Source organism: Streptomyces sp. NPDC050121 (assembly GCF_044460385.1).
Lineage (GTDB): Bacteria > Actinomycetota > Actinomycetes > Streptomycetales > Streptomycetaceae > Streptomyces > Streptomyces soliscabiei.
Window position 1 is genome coordinate 1 of the sequence record NZ_JBITJV010000009.1, and the last position, 18,583, is coordinate 18,583.

15 protein-coding genes and 3 pseudogenes are annotated in these 18,583 nt (G+C 67.5%); 9 read left to right on the forward strand and 9 right to left on the reverse strand.

Annotated features, from left to right (window positions below; all coding sequences use genetic code 11):
* Positions 1–26: 26 nt before the first annotated feature.
* Positions 27–353, forward strand: coding sequence for a putative quinol monooxygenase (locus tag ACIBTS_RS15680; protein WP_399319735.1), 327 nt, complete (start codon positions 27–29; stop codon positions 351–353).
* Here ACIBTS_RS15680 and ACIBTS_RS15685 read toward each other — a convergent pair.
* Genes ACIBTS_RS15685 through ACIBTS_RS15700 form a run of 4 tightly spaced genes read right to left on the reverse strand, consistent with a single transcriptional unit; the run spans position 336 to position 3,322 of the window.
* Positions 336–1,376 carry an NADP-dependent oxidoreductase gene (locus tag ACIBTS_RS15685; RefSeq protein ID WP_399319737.1) on the reverse strand — a complete coding sequence of 347 codons (1,041 nt, stop codon included), beginning with the start codon at positions 1,374–1,376 and terminating at the stop codon, positions 336–338. The genes ACIBTS_RS15680 and ACIBTS_RS15685 overlap by 18 nt on opposite strands.
* Before the next feature lie 4 nt (positions 1,377–1,380).
* Positions 1,381–1,596: a transposase gene (locus ACIBTS_RS15690; protein WP_399319738.1), complete on the reverse strand. Its 216-nt coding sequence runs from the start codon at positions 1,594–1,596 to the stop codon at positions 1,381–1,383.
* Positions 1,597–1,604: 8 nt separating this feature from the next.
* Positions 1,605–1,931, reverse strand: coding sequence for a 2Fe-2S iron-sulfur cluster-binding protein (locus ACIBTS_RS15695; protein ID WP_399319740.1), 327 nt, complete (start codon positions 1,929–1,931; stop codon positions 1,605–1,607).
* Positions 1,916–3,322, reverse strand: coding sequence for an SRPBCC family protein (locus ACIBTS_RS15700; RefSeq protein ID WP_399319742.1), 1,407 nt, complete (start codon positions 3,320–3,322; stop codon positions 1,916–1,918). The genes ACIBTS_RS15695 and ACIBTS_RS15700 overlap by 16 nt, the downstream gene beginning before the upstream one ends.
* Positions 3,323–3,636: 314 nt before the next feature.
* On the opposite strand from ACIBTS_RS15700, the gene ACIBTS_RS15705 reads away from it, so the two are divergent.
* Genes ACIBTS_RS15705 through ACIBTS_RS15720 form a run of 4 tightly spaced genes read left to right on the forward strand, consistent with a single transcriptional unit; the run spans position 3,637 to position 8,452 of the window.
* Positions 3,637–4,779, forward strand: a complete 1,143-nt coding sequence (locus ACIBTS_RS15705) for a substrate-binding domain-containing protein (RefSeq protein ID WP_399319743.1) — start codon at positions 3,637–3,639, stop codon at positions 4,777–4,779.
* Positions 4,764–6,296, forward strand: a complete 1,533-nt coding sequence (locus tag ACIBTS_RS15710; RefSeq protein WP_399319745.1) for a sugar ABC transporter ATP-binding protein — start codon at positions 4,764–4,766, stop codon at positions 6,294–6,296. Before ACIBTS_RS15705 ends, ACIBTS_RS15710 begins: the two co-directional genes overlap by 16 nt.
* Before the next feature lie 27 nt (positions 6,297–6,323).
* Positions 6,324–7,406 (forward strand): ABC transporter permease, encoded by a 1,083-nt coding sequence (locus ACIBTS_RS15715; protein WP_399319746.1) that lies wholly within the window; start codon positions 6,324–6,326, stop codon positions 7,404–7,406.
* A gap of 2 nt (positions 7,407–7,408) precedes the next feature.
* Positions 7,409–8,452 (forward strand): NAD(P)-dependent alcohol dehydrogenase, encoded by a 1,044-nt coding sequence (locus ACIBTS_RS15720; RefSeq protein WP_399319748.1) that lies wholly within the window; start codon positions 7,409–7,411, stop codon positions 8,450–8,452.
* Positions 8,453–8,486: 34 nt separating this feature from the next.
* On the opposite strand, the gene ACIBTS_RS15725 is transcribed toward ACIBTS_RS15720, so the two are convergent.
* The gene (locus ACIBTS_RS15725; RefSeq protein WP_399319750.1) at positions 8,487–8,696 is read right to left on the reverse strand and encodes a hypothetical protein; all 210 of its coding nucleotides are present in this window, start codon (positions 8,694–8,696) and stop codon (positions 8,487–8,489) included.
* On the opposite strand from ACIBTS_RS15725, the pseudogene ACIBTS_RS15730 reads away from it, so the two are divergent.
* From ACIBTS_RS15730 to ACIBTS_RS15740, 3 genes and pseudogenes are all read left to right on the forward strand, one after another.
* A pseudogene (locus ACIBTS_RS15730) lies at positions 8,659–8,793 on the forward strand (IS3 family transposase); the annotation flags it as partial. The gene ACIBTS_RS15725 and the pseudogene ACIBTS_RS15730 sit on opposite strands and share 38 nt — an antisense overlap.
* A gap of 49 nt (positions 8,794–8,842) precedes the next feature.
* On the forward strand, positions 8,843–10,237 hold the full coding sequence (locus ACIBTS_RS15735) for an IS30 family transposase (protein WP_399319751.1): 1,395 nt from the start codon (positions 8,843–8,845) through the stop codon (positions 10,235–10,237).
* 7 nt (positions 10,238–10,244) lie between these two features.
* Positions 10,245–10,541: pseudogene (locus tag ACIBTS_RS15740) on the forward strand (integrase core domain-containing protein); the annotation flags it as partial.
* Positions 10,542–10,667: 126 nt separating this feature from the next.
* Here ACIBTS_RS15740 and ACIBTS_RS15745 read toward each other — a convergent pair.
* A complete protein-coding gene (locus ACIBTS_RS15745) occupies positions 10,668–12,041 on the reverse strand; it encodes a hypothetical protein (RefSeq protein WP_399319753.1) in 1,374 nt (457 codons plus the stop codon).
* A gap of 757 nt (positions 12,042–12,798) precedes the next feature.
* Between ACIBTS_RS15745 and ACIBTS_RS15750 the strand changes: the two are divergent.
* Positions 12,799–12,987 (forward strand): annotated as a pseudogene (locus ACIBTS_RS15750) (hypothetical protein); the annotation flags it as partial.
* A 262-nt stretch (positions 12,988–13,249) separates the two neighbouring features.
* On the opposite strand, the gene ACIBTS_RS15755 reads toward ACIBTS_RS15750, so the two are convergent.
* The 3 genes from ACIBTS_RS15755 to ACIBTS_RS15765 form a co-directional block, all read right to left on the reverse strand.
* Positions 13,250–14,125, reverse strand: a complete 876-nt coding sequence (locus tag ACIBTS_RS15755; protein ID WP_399319755.1) for a hypothetical protein — start codon at positions 14,123–14,125, stop codon at positions 13,250–13,252.
* Positions 14,122–16,404: a polymorphic toxin-type HINT domain-containing protein gene (locus tag ACIBTS_RS15760; protein WP_399319757.1), complete on the reverse strand. Its 2,283-nt coding sequence runs from the start codon at positions 16,402–16,404 to the stop codon at positions 14,122–14,124. The genes ACIBTS_RS15755 and ACIBTS_RS15760 overlap by 4 nt, the downstream gene beginning before the upstream one ends.
* 250 nt (positions 16,405–16,654) lie before the next feature.
* Positions 16,655–17,830 (reverse strand): acyltransferase family protein, encoded by a 1,176-nt coding sequence (locus ACIBTS_RS15765; protein ID WP_399319759.1) that lies wholly within the window; start codon positions 17,828–17,830, stop codon positions 16,655–16,657.
* Between the last annotated feature and the right edge of the window lie 753 nt (positions 17,831–18,583).

Consider the following 18,583-nt stretch of genomic DNA (forward strand, 5'->3'; position numbering starts at 1 on the left):
ACCACGAAAGGAACGGGTGACGCGCCATGGAAGAGAAAACCGCAGAGGAAATCATCGTCGCCGGCTGGATGGACTACGAGCCCGGCGACCGCGACAGGATGCTGGAAAACCTGGTCGCACTGGGACACCGGACCCGTGAGGAGGAGCCGGGCTGCCTGGACTACGCGATGACCGCGGACCCCGGCAACGAACAGCGGATCCGTGTGTTCGAGCGGTGGGCCTCGCAGGAAGCCCTCGACGAGCACTTCGCCACCCCGCACATCAAGGACTTCCGGGCGGCCGTGGCCGGGCTGACGCGGGTCGGGGTCTCCTTGCGGGCCCATACCGTGACCTCGTCACGAGCCATGCGCTGACTCTCCGAGCCGCACCAGCATCTTGCCGACGTTGCCGCCGCCGAGCAGGGACAGCAGCGCTCCCGCGGCGTTCTCCAGACCGTCCACGACCGTCTCGCGCGCGGCGATCCGGCCCTCGGCGAGCCAGCCCGCGACCCGCTGCTCGAACTCCGGCCGCAGGTCGTCGTGGTCGCGGACGATGAAACCGCGCAGCGTCAGCCGCTTGAGGACCGCCTGGATCAACTGGTTGATGTCGGCGGAGCGTCGGGCGCCGCCGAACTGCGACATCATGCCGCACAGGGCGACCCGGCCACCGGTCCGCAGCGCGTGCAGGGCGGCGGCGAGCTGTTCACCGCCGACGTTGTCGAAGTACACGTCGATGCCTTCGGGCGCCAGCCGGGCCAGCGCGTCGCGCACCGGCTCGGCACGGTAGTCCGCGGCGGCGTCGTAGCCGAACTCCTTCACCAGCAGGGCGCACTTGTCCGGCCCTCCGGCGGTCCCGAGGACGCGGTCCGCGCCCAGCAGGCGCGCGAACTGGCCGGCGGCGGTGCCGACCGCGCCGGCCGCCGCCGACACGAGGACGGTGTCGCCCGGACGCAGCTCAGCGATCCGGGTCAGGCCCACGTACGCGGTGAATCCGGTCTGGCCGAGCAGGCCCAGCCAGGTAGGCAGCGGGGCGAGCCGCGGGTCGATGCGCCCCGCGCCGTCGGTGTGCGCCGCGTCCAGCACGGCCCGCTCCCGCCAGCCGAGCTGATGGCGTACGTACGTGCCCGGCGGCACCGAGGCACAGCGGCTCTCCTCCACCACGCCGAGGGCCCGGCCGTCGAGCGGTGATCCGGGGGTGAAGTTGTGCGTGTAGTGCTTCTCGGTGCTCTCCAGGCGCCCGCGCATGGACGGGTCGACGCTCATGTAGAGGTTCCGCACGAGCAGTTGCCCCTCCTCCAGGGGAGGCAGGGGGCGTTCCTCGACGGCGAAGTCACCGGGGAGCGGTTCGCCGTCGGGTCGGCGTACCAGACAGACCACCCGGGTGGTACGGGGCGTCACGGGGTCACTGCTCCGGCTGCGGGGGCGTACGCCGCTGGGCGAGGCGGCCGACCCAGCCGGCCATCTGGAGGTCGGCGTGGCGCAGTTCGCCCGACTGCCACCGGGCCTGGAAGTCGAAGACGCCCTGTGCCCCGGTCCTGGGGTCGGTCACCTCGACCAGTCCGTCCTCGGTGAGCCGGTACACATGCCCGGTCAGTGGGTGGATCACTTGCTTGGCCATGGAGGGCCTCACTCCTGCACTCGGCGGCGCACGCCGCGCTTGGTCACGGTCACCGGGCCCTCGACCCGGAGCCGGCAGGCGAGCCGGGTCAGGCCGTCCACCGGCCTGCGCAGGGCCTCGATGCCCTCGCGTTCCAGCGCGCCCACCGGGGAACAGTTCTCGGCGCCCTCCTCCACCTGGACGAAGCAGGTACGGCAGGTGCCCTTGCCGCCGCAGACGGTGGGCCAGCGGTAGCCGAGCCGCCGGGCGGCGGTGAACAGGTCCTCGCCGTCGAGGACTTCGAGCTCGACGCCCAGGGGCCTGACCGCCACCCGGTGGGTCACTTCTCCATCCATTGGTCGAGCGTCCGGTTGAAGTGGCGGATGCGGCTCTCCTGGTAGTTGGCCAGGGTGATGCCCGGCTTGCGCATCGCCTTCAGGCCCTGCTGGACGTAGGGCAGGTTCTCGCAGTCCTGGTCGAAGACGGGTCCGAGCACGCCGAGTTCGGGGATGTCGGCGAAGAGCATGTCCTCCGGCACCCAGCGGATCTTCGCCGGGGGCGGCATCTCGCCGGGCTGCTTCGGGGAGGACATGAAGATGATCTCGGCGGTGCAGGAGTCGGGGTCGAGGCCGTTGGGCCGGAACCGGTAGATGATGTTCGACTTGGCACCGCCCCAGGGGTTGAAGTTGGGGAACAGCAGGTAGTTGATGGCGTCCAGCAGTTCGGTGTCGGCGGTCTGCGAGAAGTCCTGCTGCGCGGTGGCCGCCAGTTGCTCGCGCATCCGCTCGGCGAGGACCTGGCGGGCGGTGCCGCCGGGCGGGATCGCCGGCAGTTCGTCGCCCTCCTGCATCACCAGGTCGCGGCCCTGGGCGGCGGCGTAGAACGCCCGCGAGTCGTAGAAGGTCTCCAGGACGTCCTCCTCCGTGACGGAGTCCGCCACGTGCGGGCTGGGCGCGCCCTGGATGTTGATCATCCGGTTCCAGTTCGGCTGGTCCGCCATGACGTCGTACTGCGAGTTGGCGTCGGCGAGCCACGGCAGCATCTGCGGGTGGGTGGCGATCACATGGAAGGACTCGATGAACGCGTCCTGTGCGATCTTCCAGTTGCAGGGCAGCACCTTGCCGATGTGCAGCGACTTGTAGCGGTTCTCCAGTGGCCAGATGTAGTAGTCGTCGAAGGTGCCGCGGTAGGAGTCGAAGGACTCCGCGTACGGGTCCATGTTGACGAAGACGAAGCCGCGCCAGGTGGCCACCCGGGCCTCGGGAAGGGCGAACTTCTCCGGGGTGACATGCGGGAAGTCCCAGGCGCACGGCGGGGTCTGCATCGTGCCGTCGAGGTTCCAGGCGAAGCCGTGGAACGAGCAGCGGAACTCGCTGACGTTGCCGCCGCCGGTGCGCAGTTTGCGTCCGCGGTGCAGGCAGACGTTGACGAAGGCGCGGATCTCGTCGGGGGCCGTGCGCACGACGATGAGCGAGTCGTCGCCGATCTCGTAGACCTCGTGGTCGCCGACCTCGGGAATCTCGCTCTCCAGGCAGGCGAACTGCCACACGCGCCGCCAGACCTGCCGCATCTCGCGTTCGGCCCACTCGCGGGAGGTGAAGCGGGCGTGGTCGATGTCCTCGCTGCCGAGGTGGTCGTTGCGCTCGTACCTCAGGGCGGGGGGAACGGGGCGGCTGTCCTGGTCGAGGTAGTCCTGGACGCTGGGCCCGGGGCACCGCGCAGTGGCCGGCTCCGATATTTCGTCCATCATCTCTCCTCCAGCAGAAACTTTATAGCGAGTGTAGTTACCAGTCACGGCCGGGAGCAACACTCACGTCGGCGAACGAGCCCGTACCTTCCGAGGCCATCACGTGATTCACCGTGAGCCTGGGACTTTTTACGGCCACCCTCTCCCCAAGCCCGCTGGGGCATGTCACACTCCGACCCACTTGAGGCTGTAGTGCCTCATAAGTTTCTCCGAAGGTTCCTGAATCGATCCGCCTGACCGGAGCCGACCGCCGTGGACGCGAGAGCGACGCGGGTCGCGGCAGCGCAGGCGTCACACCACGGGAGTACTCAACGATGAGTTCCAGACCCCGTCGCGCGGTCCGCCGCGCTCTCACCTCGATCGTCCCCGTCAGCGCCCTGCTCGCCCTGGCGGCGTGCGGCACCGACACGACTCCGGCCGCCGACTCGGCGAAAGCGGCGGCTTCGGACTCCCCCGGCCTGGCCGCCGCCCGCAAGGTCGTGGAGAAGTACTCCGAGCACCCGGCCCGGATCCCGGTCACCGAACCGGTGGGCGAGAAGATCCCCTCGGACAAGACGATCGACTTCATTCTGTGCGGCGTGCAGTCCTGCCAGGACCTGGCCGACTTCTTCACCGCGGGCGCCAACCAGCTCGGCTGGAAGGTGAAGCAGATCGCCACCCAGGGCACGCCCGAGTCCGTCCAGTCCGCCTACGAACAGGCCCTGCGCGACAAGCCGGACGCCGTCGTCTCCTCCGGGTTCCCGCGCGCGGTGTACGCCAAGCAGCTGGCGAAGCTGAAGGCCGCGGGTGTCCCGGTCATCCAGTCGAACGCCGACGACGTGGTGGGCGACGGCGTCTCCCTGCTCAAGAACGGGCCCGAAGACGTCGCCGTCCAGGGCGAGATGCTCGCCTCATGGGTGGTGTCCGACAGCGGCGCCCGGGCCGACACCGTCTACTTCGACCTGCCCGCCTACACCATCCTCAAGCCCGTCAAGGACACGTTCGCGGCCAAGTACAAGGAGTGGTGCGAGGGCTGCGCGCTGGACGCCGTCGACGTGCCGATCACCTCGATCGGCAAGGACATGCCGGACCGGGTGGTGTCGTACCTGCGCTCGCACCCGAAGGTGACCCACGTCGTCTTCTCGCTGGGCCTGCTCAACGTGGGCGTCCCGGCGGCGTTGAAGACCGCTGGCATCACCGGCAGGCACATCGCCGTGAACGTCGGTGACGCGCAGAACTACCAGTACATCCAGAGCGGCCTCAGCGACGCGGCGATGGCACTGAACTCGCACGAGGCCGCCTGGCTCCAGGTCGACGCGCTGGCCCGCCACTTCACTGGCCAGTCCATGGACGTGGACCAGAAGGCCGTACTGCCCAACATGCTGATCACCAAGGACAACCTCCCGAAGGCCATCGGCGACTTCCCGCTCGTCGAGGACTACGAGGCGCAGTTCAAGGCGCTGTGGGGACTGAGTTGACCGGGCCGGTGCTGCGGGTGGCCGCCCTGTCGAAGAGATTCGGCGGCACCCAGGCCCTGAAGGACGTCGATCTCGAGGTGTCGCCCGGCGAGATCCATGCCCTGATCGGACCCAACGGCTCCGGCAAGTCCACCATCATCAAGATCCTCGCCGGCTACCACCACGCGGAGCCGGGCGCGGTGGCCGAACTCGACGGCGAGCCCTTCGACCTCGGCCAGGTCACGGCCTCCCGCCACGACCGGCTGCGCTTCGTTCACCAGGAGCTGGGGCTGGTGGGCGAGTTGAGCGCCATCGACAACCTCGCGCTCAGTCACGGCTTCGCCCGCACGGCCTTCGGCAACATCCGCTGGCCGGAGATGGAGCGGCGGGCGAGCGCCCTCGTCGAACGGTTCGGCCTCGGCATCGACGTCCGCCGGCCGCTGGCGACGGCGACCCCCGTCCAGCGCACGGTGGTGGCCATCGCCGCCGCGCTGCAGGGCTGGGAGGGCCGCCGGGGTGTCCTGGTGCTCGACGAGCCCACGGCCGTGCTGCCGCCCGGGGAGGTGGCCCGTCTGTTCGACATCGTGCGGGAGGTCCGCGACGCCGGCGCCGGCGTGCTGTACGTCTCGCACCGGATGGACGAGATCTTCGCGCTCGCCGACCGGGTCACCGTGATCCGCGGCGGACGCCGGATCGCCACCCGCCCGGTCTCCGAGCTGACTCCGCGTTCGCTGGCGGAGCTGATGGCGGGCGAGGAGATGCAGACCGACCACCGTCCCACGCCTCCTCCCGGCCGCACCGACCCCGTGCTGGAGGTCCGCGACCTGTGGGCCGGGCCGCTGCGGGGAGTCGGCTTCGACCTGGCCAGGGGCGAGCGCCTGGGCGTCACCGGTCTGGTCGGCTCCGGCCACGAGATCATGCCGTACGCGGTGTGCGGGGCCCATGCCGGGCGGGTCAGCGGCAGGCTGCGGCTGCCGGAAAGCTCCGAGCGGTGGACCGAGGCGCGGGACGCCGACGGCCTGGGCCTTCCCCTGGTCCCGGCGGACCGGGCCGGCGAGGGGGTGATCGGCGACTTCTCGGTCGGCGAGAACCTCACCCTGCCGCTCCTGGACCGGCTGCGCGCCCGTTCCGGGCGGCTGCGCCGACGCCGCGAGTCCGCCTTGGCGGAGGACTGGATCCGGCGGGTCGGCGTACGTACGGGCGACCCCCGTCCAGCAGGCGCCAGGATCACCACGCTGAGCGGCGGCAACCAGCAGAAGGTCGTCATGGCCCGCTGTCTGGCCCAGCGTCCGCCGGTGCTGATGCTGTGCGAGCCCACGGCGGGCGTGGACATCGCCACCCGGCTGCAGCTGTACGACCTGATAGAGCGCCAGGCCGACGAGGGCATGGGCGTCATCGTGTCCTCCTCCGACACACAGGACCTGCTCGCGCTGTGCACCCGCGTCCTGGTGGTGCGGGACGGCCGGATCGCGCGGGAGATCAGCGGCCGGGACATCACCGAGTCCGCGCTCCTGCACGCCATGGAAGGAACCGAGTGACATGAGCCCTGGAAGGAACCGAGTGACATGACGTCCACCCCGACCCGGGCGGCGGAGGTCCCGCCGTCCGCACCGGAGAGATCCACGGTATCCGTACCGGGGACAGCGGTCCGACGGGCGGCGGCGGCCCTGTCGTTCCGCAACATCGGCGCCGTGTACGTGTGGCTGGTCATCGTCGTGCTCTTCTCCGTGTGGGCGCCGGACACGTTCCCGACCACCATCACGGTCAAGCAGGTACTCAACGGCAACGCCGTGGCGGGCCTGATGGCACTCAGCGTCGTACCGCCGCTGGCCGCACGCGTCTTCGACCTCTCGATCGCCTACACCATGTCGCTCACCAGCGTGCTGACCGCCCACTTCATGGTCTCCACGAGCCTCGGCCCCTTCGCCGCGATCGCCCTGGCGATGACCGCGGCCCTGCTGGTCGGGGTGGTCAACGGCGTCGTGGTGGTGGTCCTGCGCGTCGACTCGTTCATCGCCACCCTGGCCACCGGCGCGCTGATCCAGTCCCTGATCACCATGGTCACCAACGACAGCTCGATCACCGGTGTGCGGCTGCTCGCCGAGCCGTTCGCGAGCATCGCGCAGCTGGACGTGGGCGGCATCACCCTGCCGGTGCTGTATCTGCTGCTCGCCGCCCTGGCCATCTGGTTCCTGCTGGAACACACCGCCACCGGGCGGCGGTTGTACGCAACCGGTTTCAACGCCGACGCGGCCCGGCTGCAGGGGGTGCGCACCGACCGGCTGCGCTTTCTGACCCTGCTGGCCTCCGCCCTGCTCGCCGGTTTCGCCGGCGTCGTCTTCGCGTCCTCGGTCGGATCCGGATCGCCGACCGCGGGCACCCCGTATCTGCTGTCGGCCTACGCCGCCGCGTTCGTCGGGGCGACCCAGTTGCGCGCGGGCCGCTTCAACGCCTGGGGCACGGTGTTCGCGGTCCTCCTGCTCGGGACGGGCATCACGGGACTCGGGCTCGCCACCAGCGCGCAGTGGGCCGCGAGCCTGTTCACCGGCTCGGTCCTCATCGTGGCGCTGGTCCTCACGGGTGGCCGGATCGCCCTGCCCGCCGTACTGCGCCGCAGGCCTGCTCCGACTTCCGGCAAGGAGAACTGAGGATGAAGGCTGTTCAGTACCGGCGGGTGGGACACGCCCCCGAGGTCGTGGAGGTCCCGGTGCCCGAACCCGGCCCGGGGCAGGTGTTGTTGCGGGTGACGGCGGCGGGGATCTGCCACTCCGATCTGGCGGTGATGGGCTGGCCCGAGGAGCAGTTCCCCTACGCCCTGCCGATGACACTCGGTCACGAGGGTGTGGGGACCGTCGCGGCAGTGGGCGCGGGTGTCACGGCCGTGACGGAGGGCGAGGCGGTGGCGGTGTACGGCCCGTGGGGCTGCGGACGCTGCCCCAAGTGTGCCGAGGGCAAGGAGAACTGCTGTCCGCACTCCGCCGGGCTCGGCATCCTGCCGCCGGGGCTCGGCTCCCCCGGTGCGCTCGCGGAGTACATGCTGGTGGACTCACCCCGCCACCTGGTTCCGCTGAACGGGGTCGACCCTGTCCAGGCCGCGCCCCTCACGGACGCCGGACTGACCCCGTATCACGCCCTCCGCAGGTCCCTGCCGAAGCTGCTGCCCGGCAGCACGGCGGTGGTGATCGGCGTCGGCGGGCTCGGGCATCTCGCCGTGCAGCTGGTGCGCGCGCTGACCCCGGCCCGGGTGGTCGCCCTCGACGTGAGCAAGGAGAAGCTGGAGCTGGCGGCCAGGGTCGGCGCCCACGAGACACTGCTCTCCGACGGTGAGGCGGCCGCGCGGATCCGGGAGCTCACCGGCGGTACGGGAGCGGAGGTCGTCCTGGACTTCGTCGGGGCGCAGGCGACCCTGGCCGTGGCCGCCGCGTCGGTGGCGGTGGAGGGCGATGTCACCGTCGTCGGCCTCGGCGGGGGCACGCTGGCCGTCGGCTTCGGGGGCGGGCTGCCGTTCGAGGTCTCGGCCTCCTTCCCCTACTGGGGCAGCCGGACGGAACTCATGGAGGTCCTGGAGCTCGTGCGGCAGGGGCTGGTGTCCGCCCATGTCGAGACCTTCACGCTGGAACGGGCGCCCGAGGCGTACGAGCGTCTGCACGCCGGTGACATCAACGGCCGCGCGGTGGTACTGCCGCACGGTTGACCCCACGATGCGGACAGGCCGGCGCCGGATCCACTCAGGCGCCGGTCCTCTCCGGCGTGTCCACCACCCGCCGCACACAGCGCCGGAGCACCGTCAGGAACTCCGGTGTCTCCCACGGCCCCAGGTCCACGCGCCCGGTGTCGTCCACGCCGAGGTCCTGCACGTCGTAGCGGCCCCGGCAGTGGCCGAGGGTGAAGTAGCAGCACTCGCGGCGGGTCGTGGGCTGGTCGCTCGCCGAACACATGCGAGCCGGTCTGGTCGTCGACGCGGTGACGTCTGCCGTCGAGGCCCGCGGCGGTGTCATGCGCGGTGTCGTGTTCCACTCGGACCGCGGGGCCCAGGGCGGATTCAACTGGTCGTCGCAACACCTCGTGATCAGCGAGGTGTGGGATGGTTCGTCGTCAGCAGGCGGCCGATCGGGCGGTGCGCCCGAAGTTGAGGTCACCGGGGCATCCGAAATTTCAGCGTCATATCGAGGCGGAGTTCTGGGACGAAATCGCCAAGGGGCTTCTCGCGGAGGAAGCGGCTGGGGTTATCGGCGTGGCGCCGGCGGTGGCCACGCGCTGGTACCGGCAATGTGGCGGCATGCGACCGTTCGATCCGCAGCCGCCTTCGGGCAGGTACCTGTCGTTTTCTGAGCGGGAGGAGATCGCGCTCCTCAACGCCCAAGGCAAGGGCGTTCGTGAAATCGCGCGGGAAGTCGCACGTGATCCAGGGACGATTTCCCGCGAGTTGCGGCGCAACGCGGCCACCAGGAGCGGCAAGCGTGAATATCGGGCATCGGTCGCGCAATGGAAATCGGACTTGGCCGCACGCCGCCCGAAGACATCGAAGTTGGTGGCCAATCCACGGTTGCACGCCTACGTCCAGGAGCGACTGTCCGGACAGATCAGCACGCCCGGCGGCAAGGCGATCGCTGGACCTGCGACAGGCGGGTGGACGGGTCGGAACAAGCCGCACCGCAAGGACCGCGCGTGGGTGCAGGCATGGAGCCCGGAGCAGATCGCGAACCGGATCAGGCTTGATTTCCCCGATGATGAGTCCATGCGCATCAGCCACGAGGCGATCTACCAGGCGCTCTACATCCAGGGCCGCGGGGCGCTCAGGCGAGAGCTGATCCTGTGCCTTCGTACGGGCCGCGCGCTGCGCGCCCCGCGCGCTCGTTCGCGCCGCAAGACCTGGGCGCACGTGACACCCGAAGCGTTGATCAGCGAACGGCCTGCCGAGGTCGAGGACCGTGCTGTTCCCGGCCACTGGGAAGGGGACCTGATCATCGGGCTGGAGCGTTCCGCGATCGGCACGGTCGTCGAGCGCTCAACTCGATTCACGATGCTCGTTCACCTGCCGCGCGAGGAAGGCTACCGGCACAAACACACGGTCAAGAATGGCCCTGCACTGGCTGGTTATGGGGCGATCACGATGAAGAACGCACTCGCCAGCACGATGTCGACGCTGCCCGAGCAACTGGCACGGTCGCTGACGTGGGATCGAGGAAAGGAGATGTCGGCGCACACTCAATTCAAGGTCGAGACTGGCATTCCCGTGTTCTTCGCCGATCCGCATAGTCCATGGCAGCGCGGCACCAACGAGAACACCAATGGGCTCTTGCGCCAGTACTTTCCGAAAGGCACCGATCTCTCCAGATGGTCCGCTGAGGAAGTCGAGGCCGTCGCTCACACTCTCAACAGCAGACCCCGCAAGACGCTCGGTTGGAAGACACCCGCCGAAGCACTCAACGAGCAGCTACAGTTGATTCATCAAGCCGGTGTTGCAGCGACCACTTGAATCCGGTCAGTACACATCTGCGGCGTTCGCGGAGGTCTGCCGCACGCACGGCATACGCCGCTCCATGGGCCGAGTCGGCTCCAACTACGACAATGCCCTGGCGGAGTCCTTCTTCGCCACGTTGAAGCGCGAACTGCTTTACGGTGCACGATGGCTGACCAGGTCCGAGGCCCGCATGGCGGTCTTCGCCTGGATGGCCTGGTACAACCGCAGGCGGCGCCACTCGGCACTGGGTTACCGAAGCCCAGTCGACTATGAACGGCAGCACGCCACCACCATCGATAGCCTGGAGCTGGTCGCATAACACGCGAGTGTCCACGCAATAGGGCAAAGCCCGGACCTCCACGCTCCCCAGCACGACCGGCCCGTCGGGCTTACAAAGCTCGCCAGCAGGGTCAGCCGTGTTCATCGCCCTACTAACGCAACGGACTCACCGGCGACGACGACGAGCACTGTTGCGCGCAGACTGAGGTTGCTCCTTGCCGGTAAGCACTCCGGCCGTGAGCAGTCGGCCTTCACGGACACTCCGCGTGATCTGCTGGCGAACCAACTCCGTACTTACTCCGGCGGTGCCAATCATGCCTGTCTCCACCAGCCGGGTGAACATGGTGTTGTCCAGGTAACTGGGAACGTTGGAATAACCGAAGCGCAGTGCCCCGCCTCGGCCATCCCTCAGCCTTGAGTCGCCACGCAGACGCTGGAAGTGCTGCCGGGAAAAGTACATTCCCGGCACCATGACGTTTGCCTGCGGGATCAGCCCTTCAGGCGGGCACAACTTGATCCAACTCGGATCGGGGCTCAGCCTGTGGTCGTCGGTCGGTCGCCGGAGACGGGCAGCATAGGCGTCCACGTCTTCCATGCGCTTCAGTTCGTCGGCCAGTTTGCGGTCGCTATCCGGGTAATAGTAGCCGCCTACCCTTTCCAGCTTCTTGTACTGGACCAGGATCAGACTGCCACGGCTTTGGTGGTAGTACAGGAGGTCAGAGCCGGAATTCCCCTCTATGGCGGTGCGGTTCACGTTGGCGATCAACAGCGACTGGCCGTCTTGCCGGAAGCTCCTCCAAGCAACATGCCCAGTTCGCTCGCCGATCCATCCCAGAAACATCTCGGCATCGTGCCCGATGTGGTGATCTTCAATCGCGATGTCGTGCTGCGTGGCTGCTTGAACCCCGCCTGCTGGCGCCGTCTCCGGCCGACTGAGGAGGTCGAGATACGCTGGCGGCGGCCCGTCGTCGTACAGTTCCTCGGCTGGCGGATCCCAGCGGGCGAGCTGGGGGATGGACATCCCTGCCATACGCCCGATTCCTAGAACTGCGTCGCGCTGGGTCGCCAGGGCCTCTCCTGCTTTCGAGCGCACGGTATAGCCGTCAAGCGCCGTTCTGAGTCGACCGATCACATCGCCTGCGTCAGGCCGCAAGTCGACCAAGGCGTCGAGCAGAGCCTTGCCCGTCGCCTCAGTCTGCTGCCCCTCATCAACCAAGTGCCTGTGATGCCTCGCCGCTAAGCGAGCGATGACCTCCTTCAGCATTACCGGTTGTGACAGTGCATTGACATGTGAGATCTCCAGCTTCTGCTCCAAGTCGGCGACCTGACGTAGTCGCTTGGTGTGTCCGAGCCTGGTCACGTACAAGAGGCCATGCCTGTCGGGAGTGGCAATCAGGGTGATGTGGCCTCCCTTGGTCCAGAACTCCCTAGGTCGTGTGGCCGTCCATGTCCACTCCCGACGCCCCGCGGCCGGGAACAAGCCCTCCTGCCACTCAATATGTGCTGTCTCGGACTCCGTGCACCTGATGATCGCGACCATGCCGATCATTCTGGCCGCCGAACTCGCTCGCTGTGGTGTTCAAGCAAGAACAGCCGCTCGGGGGCGGTACCTCGAGTGCACACCAAGGCAAGCACTGGCGCGACGGTTTGCGATCCAACCGCAGTCGGCCGATCAAGAAGCCGCACCACCAGAAGGTGGGCAGCCCTGTCCGCTCACGCATCGCTCACGCAAGTCATCCGACAGCACCCCGGCCGCGCACCCCACCATGCCCCGAGCAACAGAAAACCCCAGGTCAACGACTATCTGACCTGGGGTTTGATGGAGCCGCCTTCGGGATTCGAACCCGAGACCTACGCATTACGAGACCGTGAGGGATCGTGTTGCGTGGTGCCTCGTCGTGCTGTGCAGTGATGTTTCGGCTGATCAGAGCGCGTGCGACAGGTTGGCCCGTGCCACCCCGTGATGCACCGTCCAAAGGCGTCTGTCCACCGGCTGTCCACCGGAGAGGTTGTCGCCAGCCTGCCAGCGCGACCGACGCCGGGCTGTCAGCGATGCTGTCGTCCGATCGGAGAGACGGGCGGGGGCGCTGTAAAGGCCCTACAAGCCATCCACCGGACGGCTCCTCTACGGGCTCTTCCCGGTAGTACCGCATCCCGGGTGCCACCTGCGCTTGTGCCTCGGATCCGGAATACCCGAAGGCCGTTTTCGATTGCTTCTACTGTGGTGATCTCGGGAGAGGGACGCTGGCACCGACCTGAAGCTTGTTCCGGCTGGATGCCGCTGGCTAGGAGGTGAGCTGCGGGGCTCGACGGTGGCGCTCGCGGTAGAGCTGCGGCGGCGCGTCGAGGTGGGCATGGAGTCGATGCTCGGCATCCGCTTCCTGGCGTCGGAGTACCCGACGGGACCGTGACACGGGGGGTGGATCGACTCGCTCGGCCTGGACAAGAACAGCACGCCTACGCTGATCGAATACAAGAAGGGCTCCGTCGCGTTCCGCCACTCTGAGCCCCTCTTGCACCCGTGGAAATGGTCCGGGCAGTAGTCCACGTAGAGATGGTTCGGCTAACTGCCGTCACGGCACTCAGAAGCCCCGCCAGGATTCTCCTGACGGGGCTTCATATGTACTCAAGTGACGCTTAAGCGCCCCTACTTGACCGACTCCATCTCGCATTCAGAGCCACACCGGAGTGGACATTCGAGCCGATGATCTCGGAGCTTATTGCCCATACATCATCACCGCCCACGGACTACGATTCTCCCGGGCTCTCCCACTGCCCCCTGTTTACCCCATCCTCGTCCGGCACAACGGCGCACCAACTACCCATGGCCTTGTCTGCCAGCATGAATGAGAAACCCTCACCGATAACATCGGAGAGACTGTCAGCACCACCGGGATATGCCCGGTAGACCAACTCGCCGGGCAGCAGTGGGTCCGCAAAGGCAGTGAATTCGTCTTCCAATGTCTCCGGCCCGGGTTGCAGGTCCGGCTCGGCGACCACGCAAAGGAGAGAGCGTGGTCGCACCAGCCGGGCCACTTCCCCCACGTTGTCCCGGGTCACCCGGAACCATCGGCAACCGTAAGCTCCGTGTGCCCAGCGTTCGCACAACAGCGTGGCTCGCTCGGAGACTTCCCGCACCGCATCCCAGAAACCCTCGTCCGCGACAGCGTCCACGGGCTTCGACACGTCCACCGGTTCTGGAACCGCACTGCGCCACTCGAGACTCACCTCCCCGCTTCGGAACCCCGCGAGTTCGGTGGTCACTGCCGGTGTCACGTAGAGGTGGACGGCCCCGTCCCATCCCGACTCGATGAGAAGCCGCCCCGACATGGAGAGTCGGCAGTACGGCCCCCTCCCAGCCACCATTCCCTCGACGAGATCGATCGCTTCCGAGGGAGGGACGTCGACACCGTTGCGGAGGCTCGCGTACCTGCCCGGCAAGGGCTGGCTCACCAAGAGCTCGCCGACCTCCAGGAAATCGACGTCGCTCTTCTCGATCACCGTTGCGAGCGCCCTGCGCAGTTCCGCCGCATACGCACTCCAGTCAGACGCCTCCGCCAGCTCGTCTCGCACGCTCTCGCTGCGCGGGCCGAGGACCAGTTCGGTGCTCAGTTCGGTGCTCACTTCGCCAGCCATTTGAGCCCCGTCACCTCCCCGTTCGGCGATATGTCCACTCCATACGTCCCGTCCCGAGCCGAGTCCTTGGTCGACTGGAAGGCGTCGCGGGAATTGCTGCCCTTGAACACGGCTTGCTTGTTGTGCCCGGTCCTGTCGTAGGTGATGTACTTAGGCTGGCCCCCGCCCGCCTTCTTGTTCTCCCAGATCGGGGCCCCGGTCACGGATCGCTTCTTGCTCTTCGTGTATCCCAGGAAGTTTGCGACGTCGTCGGACTGCGCACGGGTCATCGAGTTGCAGTTGTCGTTGTGAACGAGGACCGGAGTCCTGTCCGCCAGCACATAGTACGTGTGGAGGTCGGCGACGGTCAGGTTGTGCACTGTGGCCGGCTGGGTCCAGCGCTTGACCGCGGTGATGCGGACCACGGCCTTGGTGGAGGCGTGGAGGTGTTCGCCGGCGGCCAGGGCGGTGGCGTCGATCCATTCGTCGAGTTCCGGGACCCAGAACGGGTGTCCGTCCGTCGCGGTGACCGTAGCAGTCAGTTCCTTGCCATCGACCTTGATGGTCAGGGTGATCCTGACCAGGTTCTTCAGGCCCTTGCCGGTGATCTCGGCGGTGACCGTCTTGACGGTGGTGCGGCCGGTCTCCGGGTCGGTGGCGAGGACCTTGTCGCCGGTCTTCACATCCTCGATGGGCTTGGTGGTGCCGTCGGCCATGAGGACTTGTGTGCCGGGGACGAAGCTGTTGCAGGGCTTCGCTTCGCTGCCACGGGCCCCGCCGATGTATGCCAGCAGGGCGGTGGCGACGACGTCACGGATGACGTTTCCGCGTGCGACGGCCGCGGCCTTCTCGTTGCATTCCTCGGCGTTGTAGACGCAGTAGGTGGCCGCGATCTCCTTGGCCTTGTCGACGTCCTTGCCGCCGTGCAGCACGTAGAGATAGGCCTGCCGGCATCCCTCGCGCCCGTAGCAGGCTGAGCCCTCCGTAGACGACTCGTAGACCGGGTTGTACCAGAAGTCGTCGGTGAACTCCCCGTTCATCCGGGGGGACCAGTACTGGTCGGCCAGCTTGTCGATGTCCCTCGTGACCGGGGTGTTGACGGCTACCCAGTGCTTCTTCGCGGCCCGGGCGCGCTTGTGGATGGTGCCGCGGCGGTAGTCGGTCGTGCCGGACTTCGCGTCGTAGCCGACTTCCTTCTGGATGCTCTTGCTGCAGTTCGCGAGGGAGTACTCGCAGGAGTTGGGCCTGGAGCCAATCTCCGTACCCGCCGGGTCCGAGTAGGTCAGCGGGTTGTTGTTGGCGTAGGTGTAGCCGTGCATCTGCTGCGGGTCGGTTGCCGTGAAGACCGGGTCGACCGACAGGAAGCGGCCCGTGGCGGGGTCGTACTCGCGGGCGCCGAGGTGGGTCAGGCCCGTGACGGTGTCGGTGGTGCCGCCGACGAAGCCCTTGGTACCGGTCCAGGTGCCCGACCCGGTGCCGCGCAGCCCGCCGAACGGCAGGGTGCGGCGCTGGGTCAGCGCCTGGGTGCCGGCGTTGACGGACAGTTGGGCGGTGCCGTGATGGTCGGCCAGGGTGAAGGAGATGGATCCGTCGTTGGCCTGGACTGCCTGGTGGCCGCCGCCGACGTCGAAGTAGCGGGTGCCCTTCGCCGCGGTGGCGCCCTTGGCCAGGGTGATCTCCGTGGCACCGAGGTAGAGCGTGGTTTCCGTCGGGGTACGGCCGATCAGCCGGTTGCCGTCGGCGTCGTACAGGTAGTCGGTGACCTTGTCGCTGCCGCCCTCGACCGGCTGGGTGACCTTGGCCAGATGACCCTCGGCGTCCCAGTCCAGGGTCTGCGAGGTGCCGTCGCCCAGCAGCCGGGTGTGGGTGTCGCCGGACTCGTCATAGGTGAAGCTGTCGGTGGACTTCACCGTGCCGGTGGTGGTGTCCACCGAGCCCAGCGTGTGCGGCCGGACCGCTCCCGCGTCGGGGTAGTGGTAGCTGCGGCTGGTGTCCGAGGCTCCGGACGTGGTGGCGTGCTGAGTCTCGGCGAGCCGGTTGCCCACCTTGTCGTAGCTGTACGACGTCCAGTACGGGGCCGGGCCGCCCAGGACGGCGCTGGTGGGTGCGGTGGCGCAGCTGGTGGTCGGCTGGGCCCATGCCTCGGTCAGCCGACCGAGGTAGTCGTAATTGAAGCACTGGTTGTCGGTGCCGGAGCGGGAGGTGTCGGAGACGGACAGGACGTTGCCGGCCTCGTCGTAGGAGTAGGTGTTGTACTGGTCGACGCCTGCGACGTCCTGGCGGTCCACCCGTGAGGTGGCCAGCCGCTGGGTGCCCCACTGGTAGGTGCGGGCTTTGCCCTATTGCGTGGACACTCGCGTGGACGCGCCGGAGCGCGGACAGGGTGAGGTCACCGGTCAACGCCTCACCGGCCAAGTCCGCAGCCAGGCTGCCGCACTGGTCCAACGGGAGCAGACCGGGCAACGGCCCGGCGCAGCCACTACCGACGACGATCCGCCGACGAATCTGCCGGATGGACAACGAAACCGAACCGGAGCATCAGAGCCGTTGAAGGTCTCTCGCACTCCTGTCGGTCCAGTGGGAACGGCATAGCTCGATCATGGACTTCCAGGACCTGTTCCCCTTGAAGGGAATCTCGAAGATCCGGGCGAAAAGCCATGCCCCGGACACCGAGACCGGCAGGGCCACGATCAGCGTGAACCCGAAGGTGGGCAGGCCGGGCGATACGAAATGCGGGGCCACTCGACGGATCACGGCCATCACGATCGGCAGATGGATCAGGTAGAGGCTGTAGGAGAAGTCACCGAGACTCCGAATGGGCCGCGCGGTCAGGAGCCGTACGAGGACGGCGGGTCTGCCGGTGGCCACCGCGGCAATCAGCATCGTCATAGCGGGAGCGATGGCGAGATCCACCCAGAAGTAGTGGTTCACCGTCCAAACAGACCCCCGGACGACGCCGAGAGCCAGGACAGGCAGGGCGGCCAGGACGGCGAACCATCCCCAGGGCAGGCGCCGGACTCTGTCCGACGCGACCACGATGCCCGCGCCCACCACGCCGGCGACGAACACGGGAGCGAGATGCGGCGCGAGCCAGTTGGCGCCCTCCACAGGAGACGCGTCAGCCGCCATCAGGCCACGAGCGATCACCGGAAGAGTCACACACACGACCAGGACCGCCGCGCTCCACCGCCGCCGGACAAACAGGAGAAGGGGAAAGAGGACATAAAGCTCGGCCTCGACTCCGATCGACCAGAACGCGCCGTTCGGTGTCGGGGCGGTGAACATGTCCTGGCCGAGCAAGCCATACACCAGAATCGACGAGCCCGTAGGCGGTCCGAAATGCGAAGCTGGCACCACGAACCAGGAAATGATCAGGCTCATGACCAGCGCTGCCCAATACGGAGGCAGGATGCGCCAGGCGCGTCGGCGCAGGAACTGGACGACACCGCCCGACCGCCAACCGTGACGCGCCGGGGAGATCGCCAGGGAGAAACCGGACAGCACCAGAAAGAAGACGACGGCAAGACGCCCGAACATCAGCCCATCCAGCCACGGAGGCGCCGAACTGTCGGGATACCCCGGGAACGTGTACAACCAGCAGTGGAACAACACCACATACAGTGCCGCCAGGCCGCGGAGACCATCCAGACCCAGCACCTGCCGACGGATGTCTGCCCCGCTCGCCCGCTCCTCCTGCCCCACCGGGGCGGCCAAGTCGAGAGCGCTACTGACCGGACGGCTTGAATCCACTGAAATCGTTCAGCCCTTTTTCCGCACCGCGTTTGCCGCACGCCGCCGACGCCTCGACGGTCGCTGTACGATGCAACCCACGACAGGCGCATGCCCGCCGACCCGTTTCCCTGGTAGTACGCCGGGCGCCGAGATGCCACCCACCGTGACTGATACGTTGCGTCCGGCTGAGCGGTTCAACAGGCAAGTCGAGACCTTCATCTCGCCGTGGTGAACCTCCGCTCGCGGAGGAAATCCCAGTCGGGCAGGATCCCGCTCGACGAGATGCACGCCCACGCGCTCGGGGTCGCCGTGGACAGGAACTGGGCACCACCCTCGCCAGCAGGGCTCACAGATTCCCGACCATCGGAGTCGCGTCCCCTGTCGCGCACTTGATAGGACGCCACACTCACAGCCGTGATCACTGCCAGACCGAGTCGGACATGAAACTTGTCAGGACCGGACAGTTCTAGCCGTTACCGATCACCCATCGAAGATGGTCGCGTTTCACGCGTCGCCCCAGGGGCAACGATGGGTCTCTGATGGGGTGTCACGCACGCCTGTCCACCGGTTGTCCACCAAAACCCCATGCGCATGCCGGACTCAGCCCTCCCAGATGAGCAAAAGCCCAGTTCAGAGACTCGGACCGTCAATACGGTCACGGAAACCACACCTCCGGCCTACGCATTACGATGCACGGACCACAAGTGCCCGATTCGCCAGAATGCCAAGGTCAAC

Bases quoted from the DNA above. Each gene is read 5' to 3' on its own strand.
- ACIBTS_RS15725 (WP_399319750.1), bottom strand. From the start codon at position 8,696: ATGTGTTCGGCGAGCGACCAGCCCACGACCCGCCGCGAGTGCTGCTAC.
- ACIBTS_RS15720 (WP_399319748.1), top strand. From the start codon at position 7,409: ATGAAGGCTGTTCAGTACCGGCGGGTGGGACACGCCCCCGAGGTCGTG.
- ACIBTS_RS15705 (WP_399319743.1), top strand. From the start codon at position 3,637: ATGAGTTCCAGACCCCGTCGCGCGGTCCGCCGCGCTCTCACCTCGATC.
- ACIBTS_RS15690 (WP_399319738.1), bottom strand. From the start codon at position 1,596: ATGGCCAAGCAAGTGATCCACCCACTGACCGGGCATGTGTACCGGCTC.
- ACIBTS_RS15700 (WP_399319742.1), bottom strand. From the start codon at position 3,322: ATGGACGAAATATCGGAGCCGGCCACTGCGCGGTGCCCCGGGCCCAGC.
- ACIBTS_RS15695 (WP_399319740.1), bottom strand. From the start codon at position 1,931: ATGGATGGAGAAGTGACCCACCGGGTGGCGGTCAGGCCCCTGGGCGTC.
- ACIBTS_RS15735 (WP_399319751.1), top strand. From the start codon at position 8,843: ATGGTTCGTCGTCAGCAGGCGGCCGATCGGGCGGTGCGCCCGAAGTTG.
- ACIBTS_RS15680 (WP_399319735.1), top strand. From the start codon at position 27: ATGGAAGAGAAAACCGCAGAGGAAATCATCGTCGCCGGCTGGATGGAC.
- ACIBTS_RS15715 (WP_399319746.1), top strand. From the start codon at position 6,324: ATGACGTCCACCCCGACCCGGGCGGCGGAGGTCCCGCCGTCCGCACCG.
- ACIBTS_RS15745 (WP_399319753.1), bottom strand. From the start codon at position 12,041: ATGGTCGCGATCATCAGGTGCACGGAGTCCGAGACAGCACATATTGAG.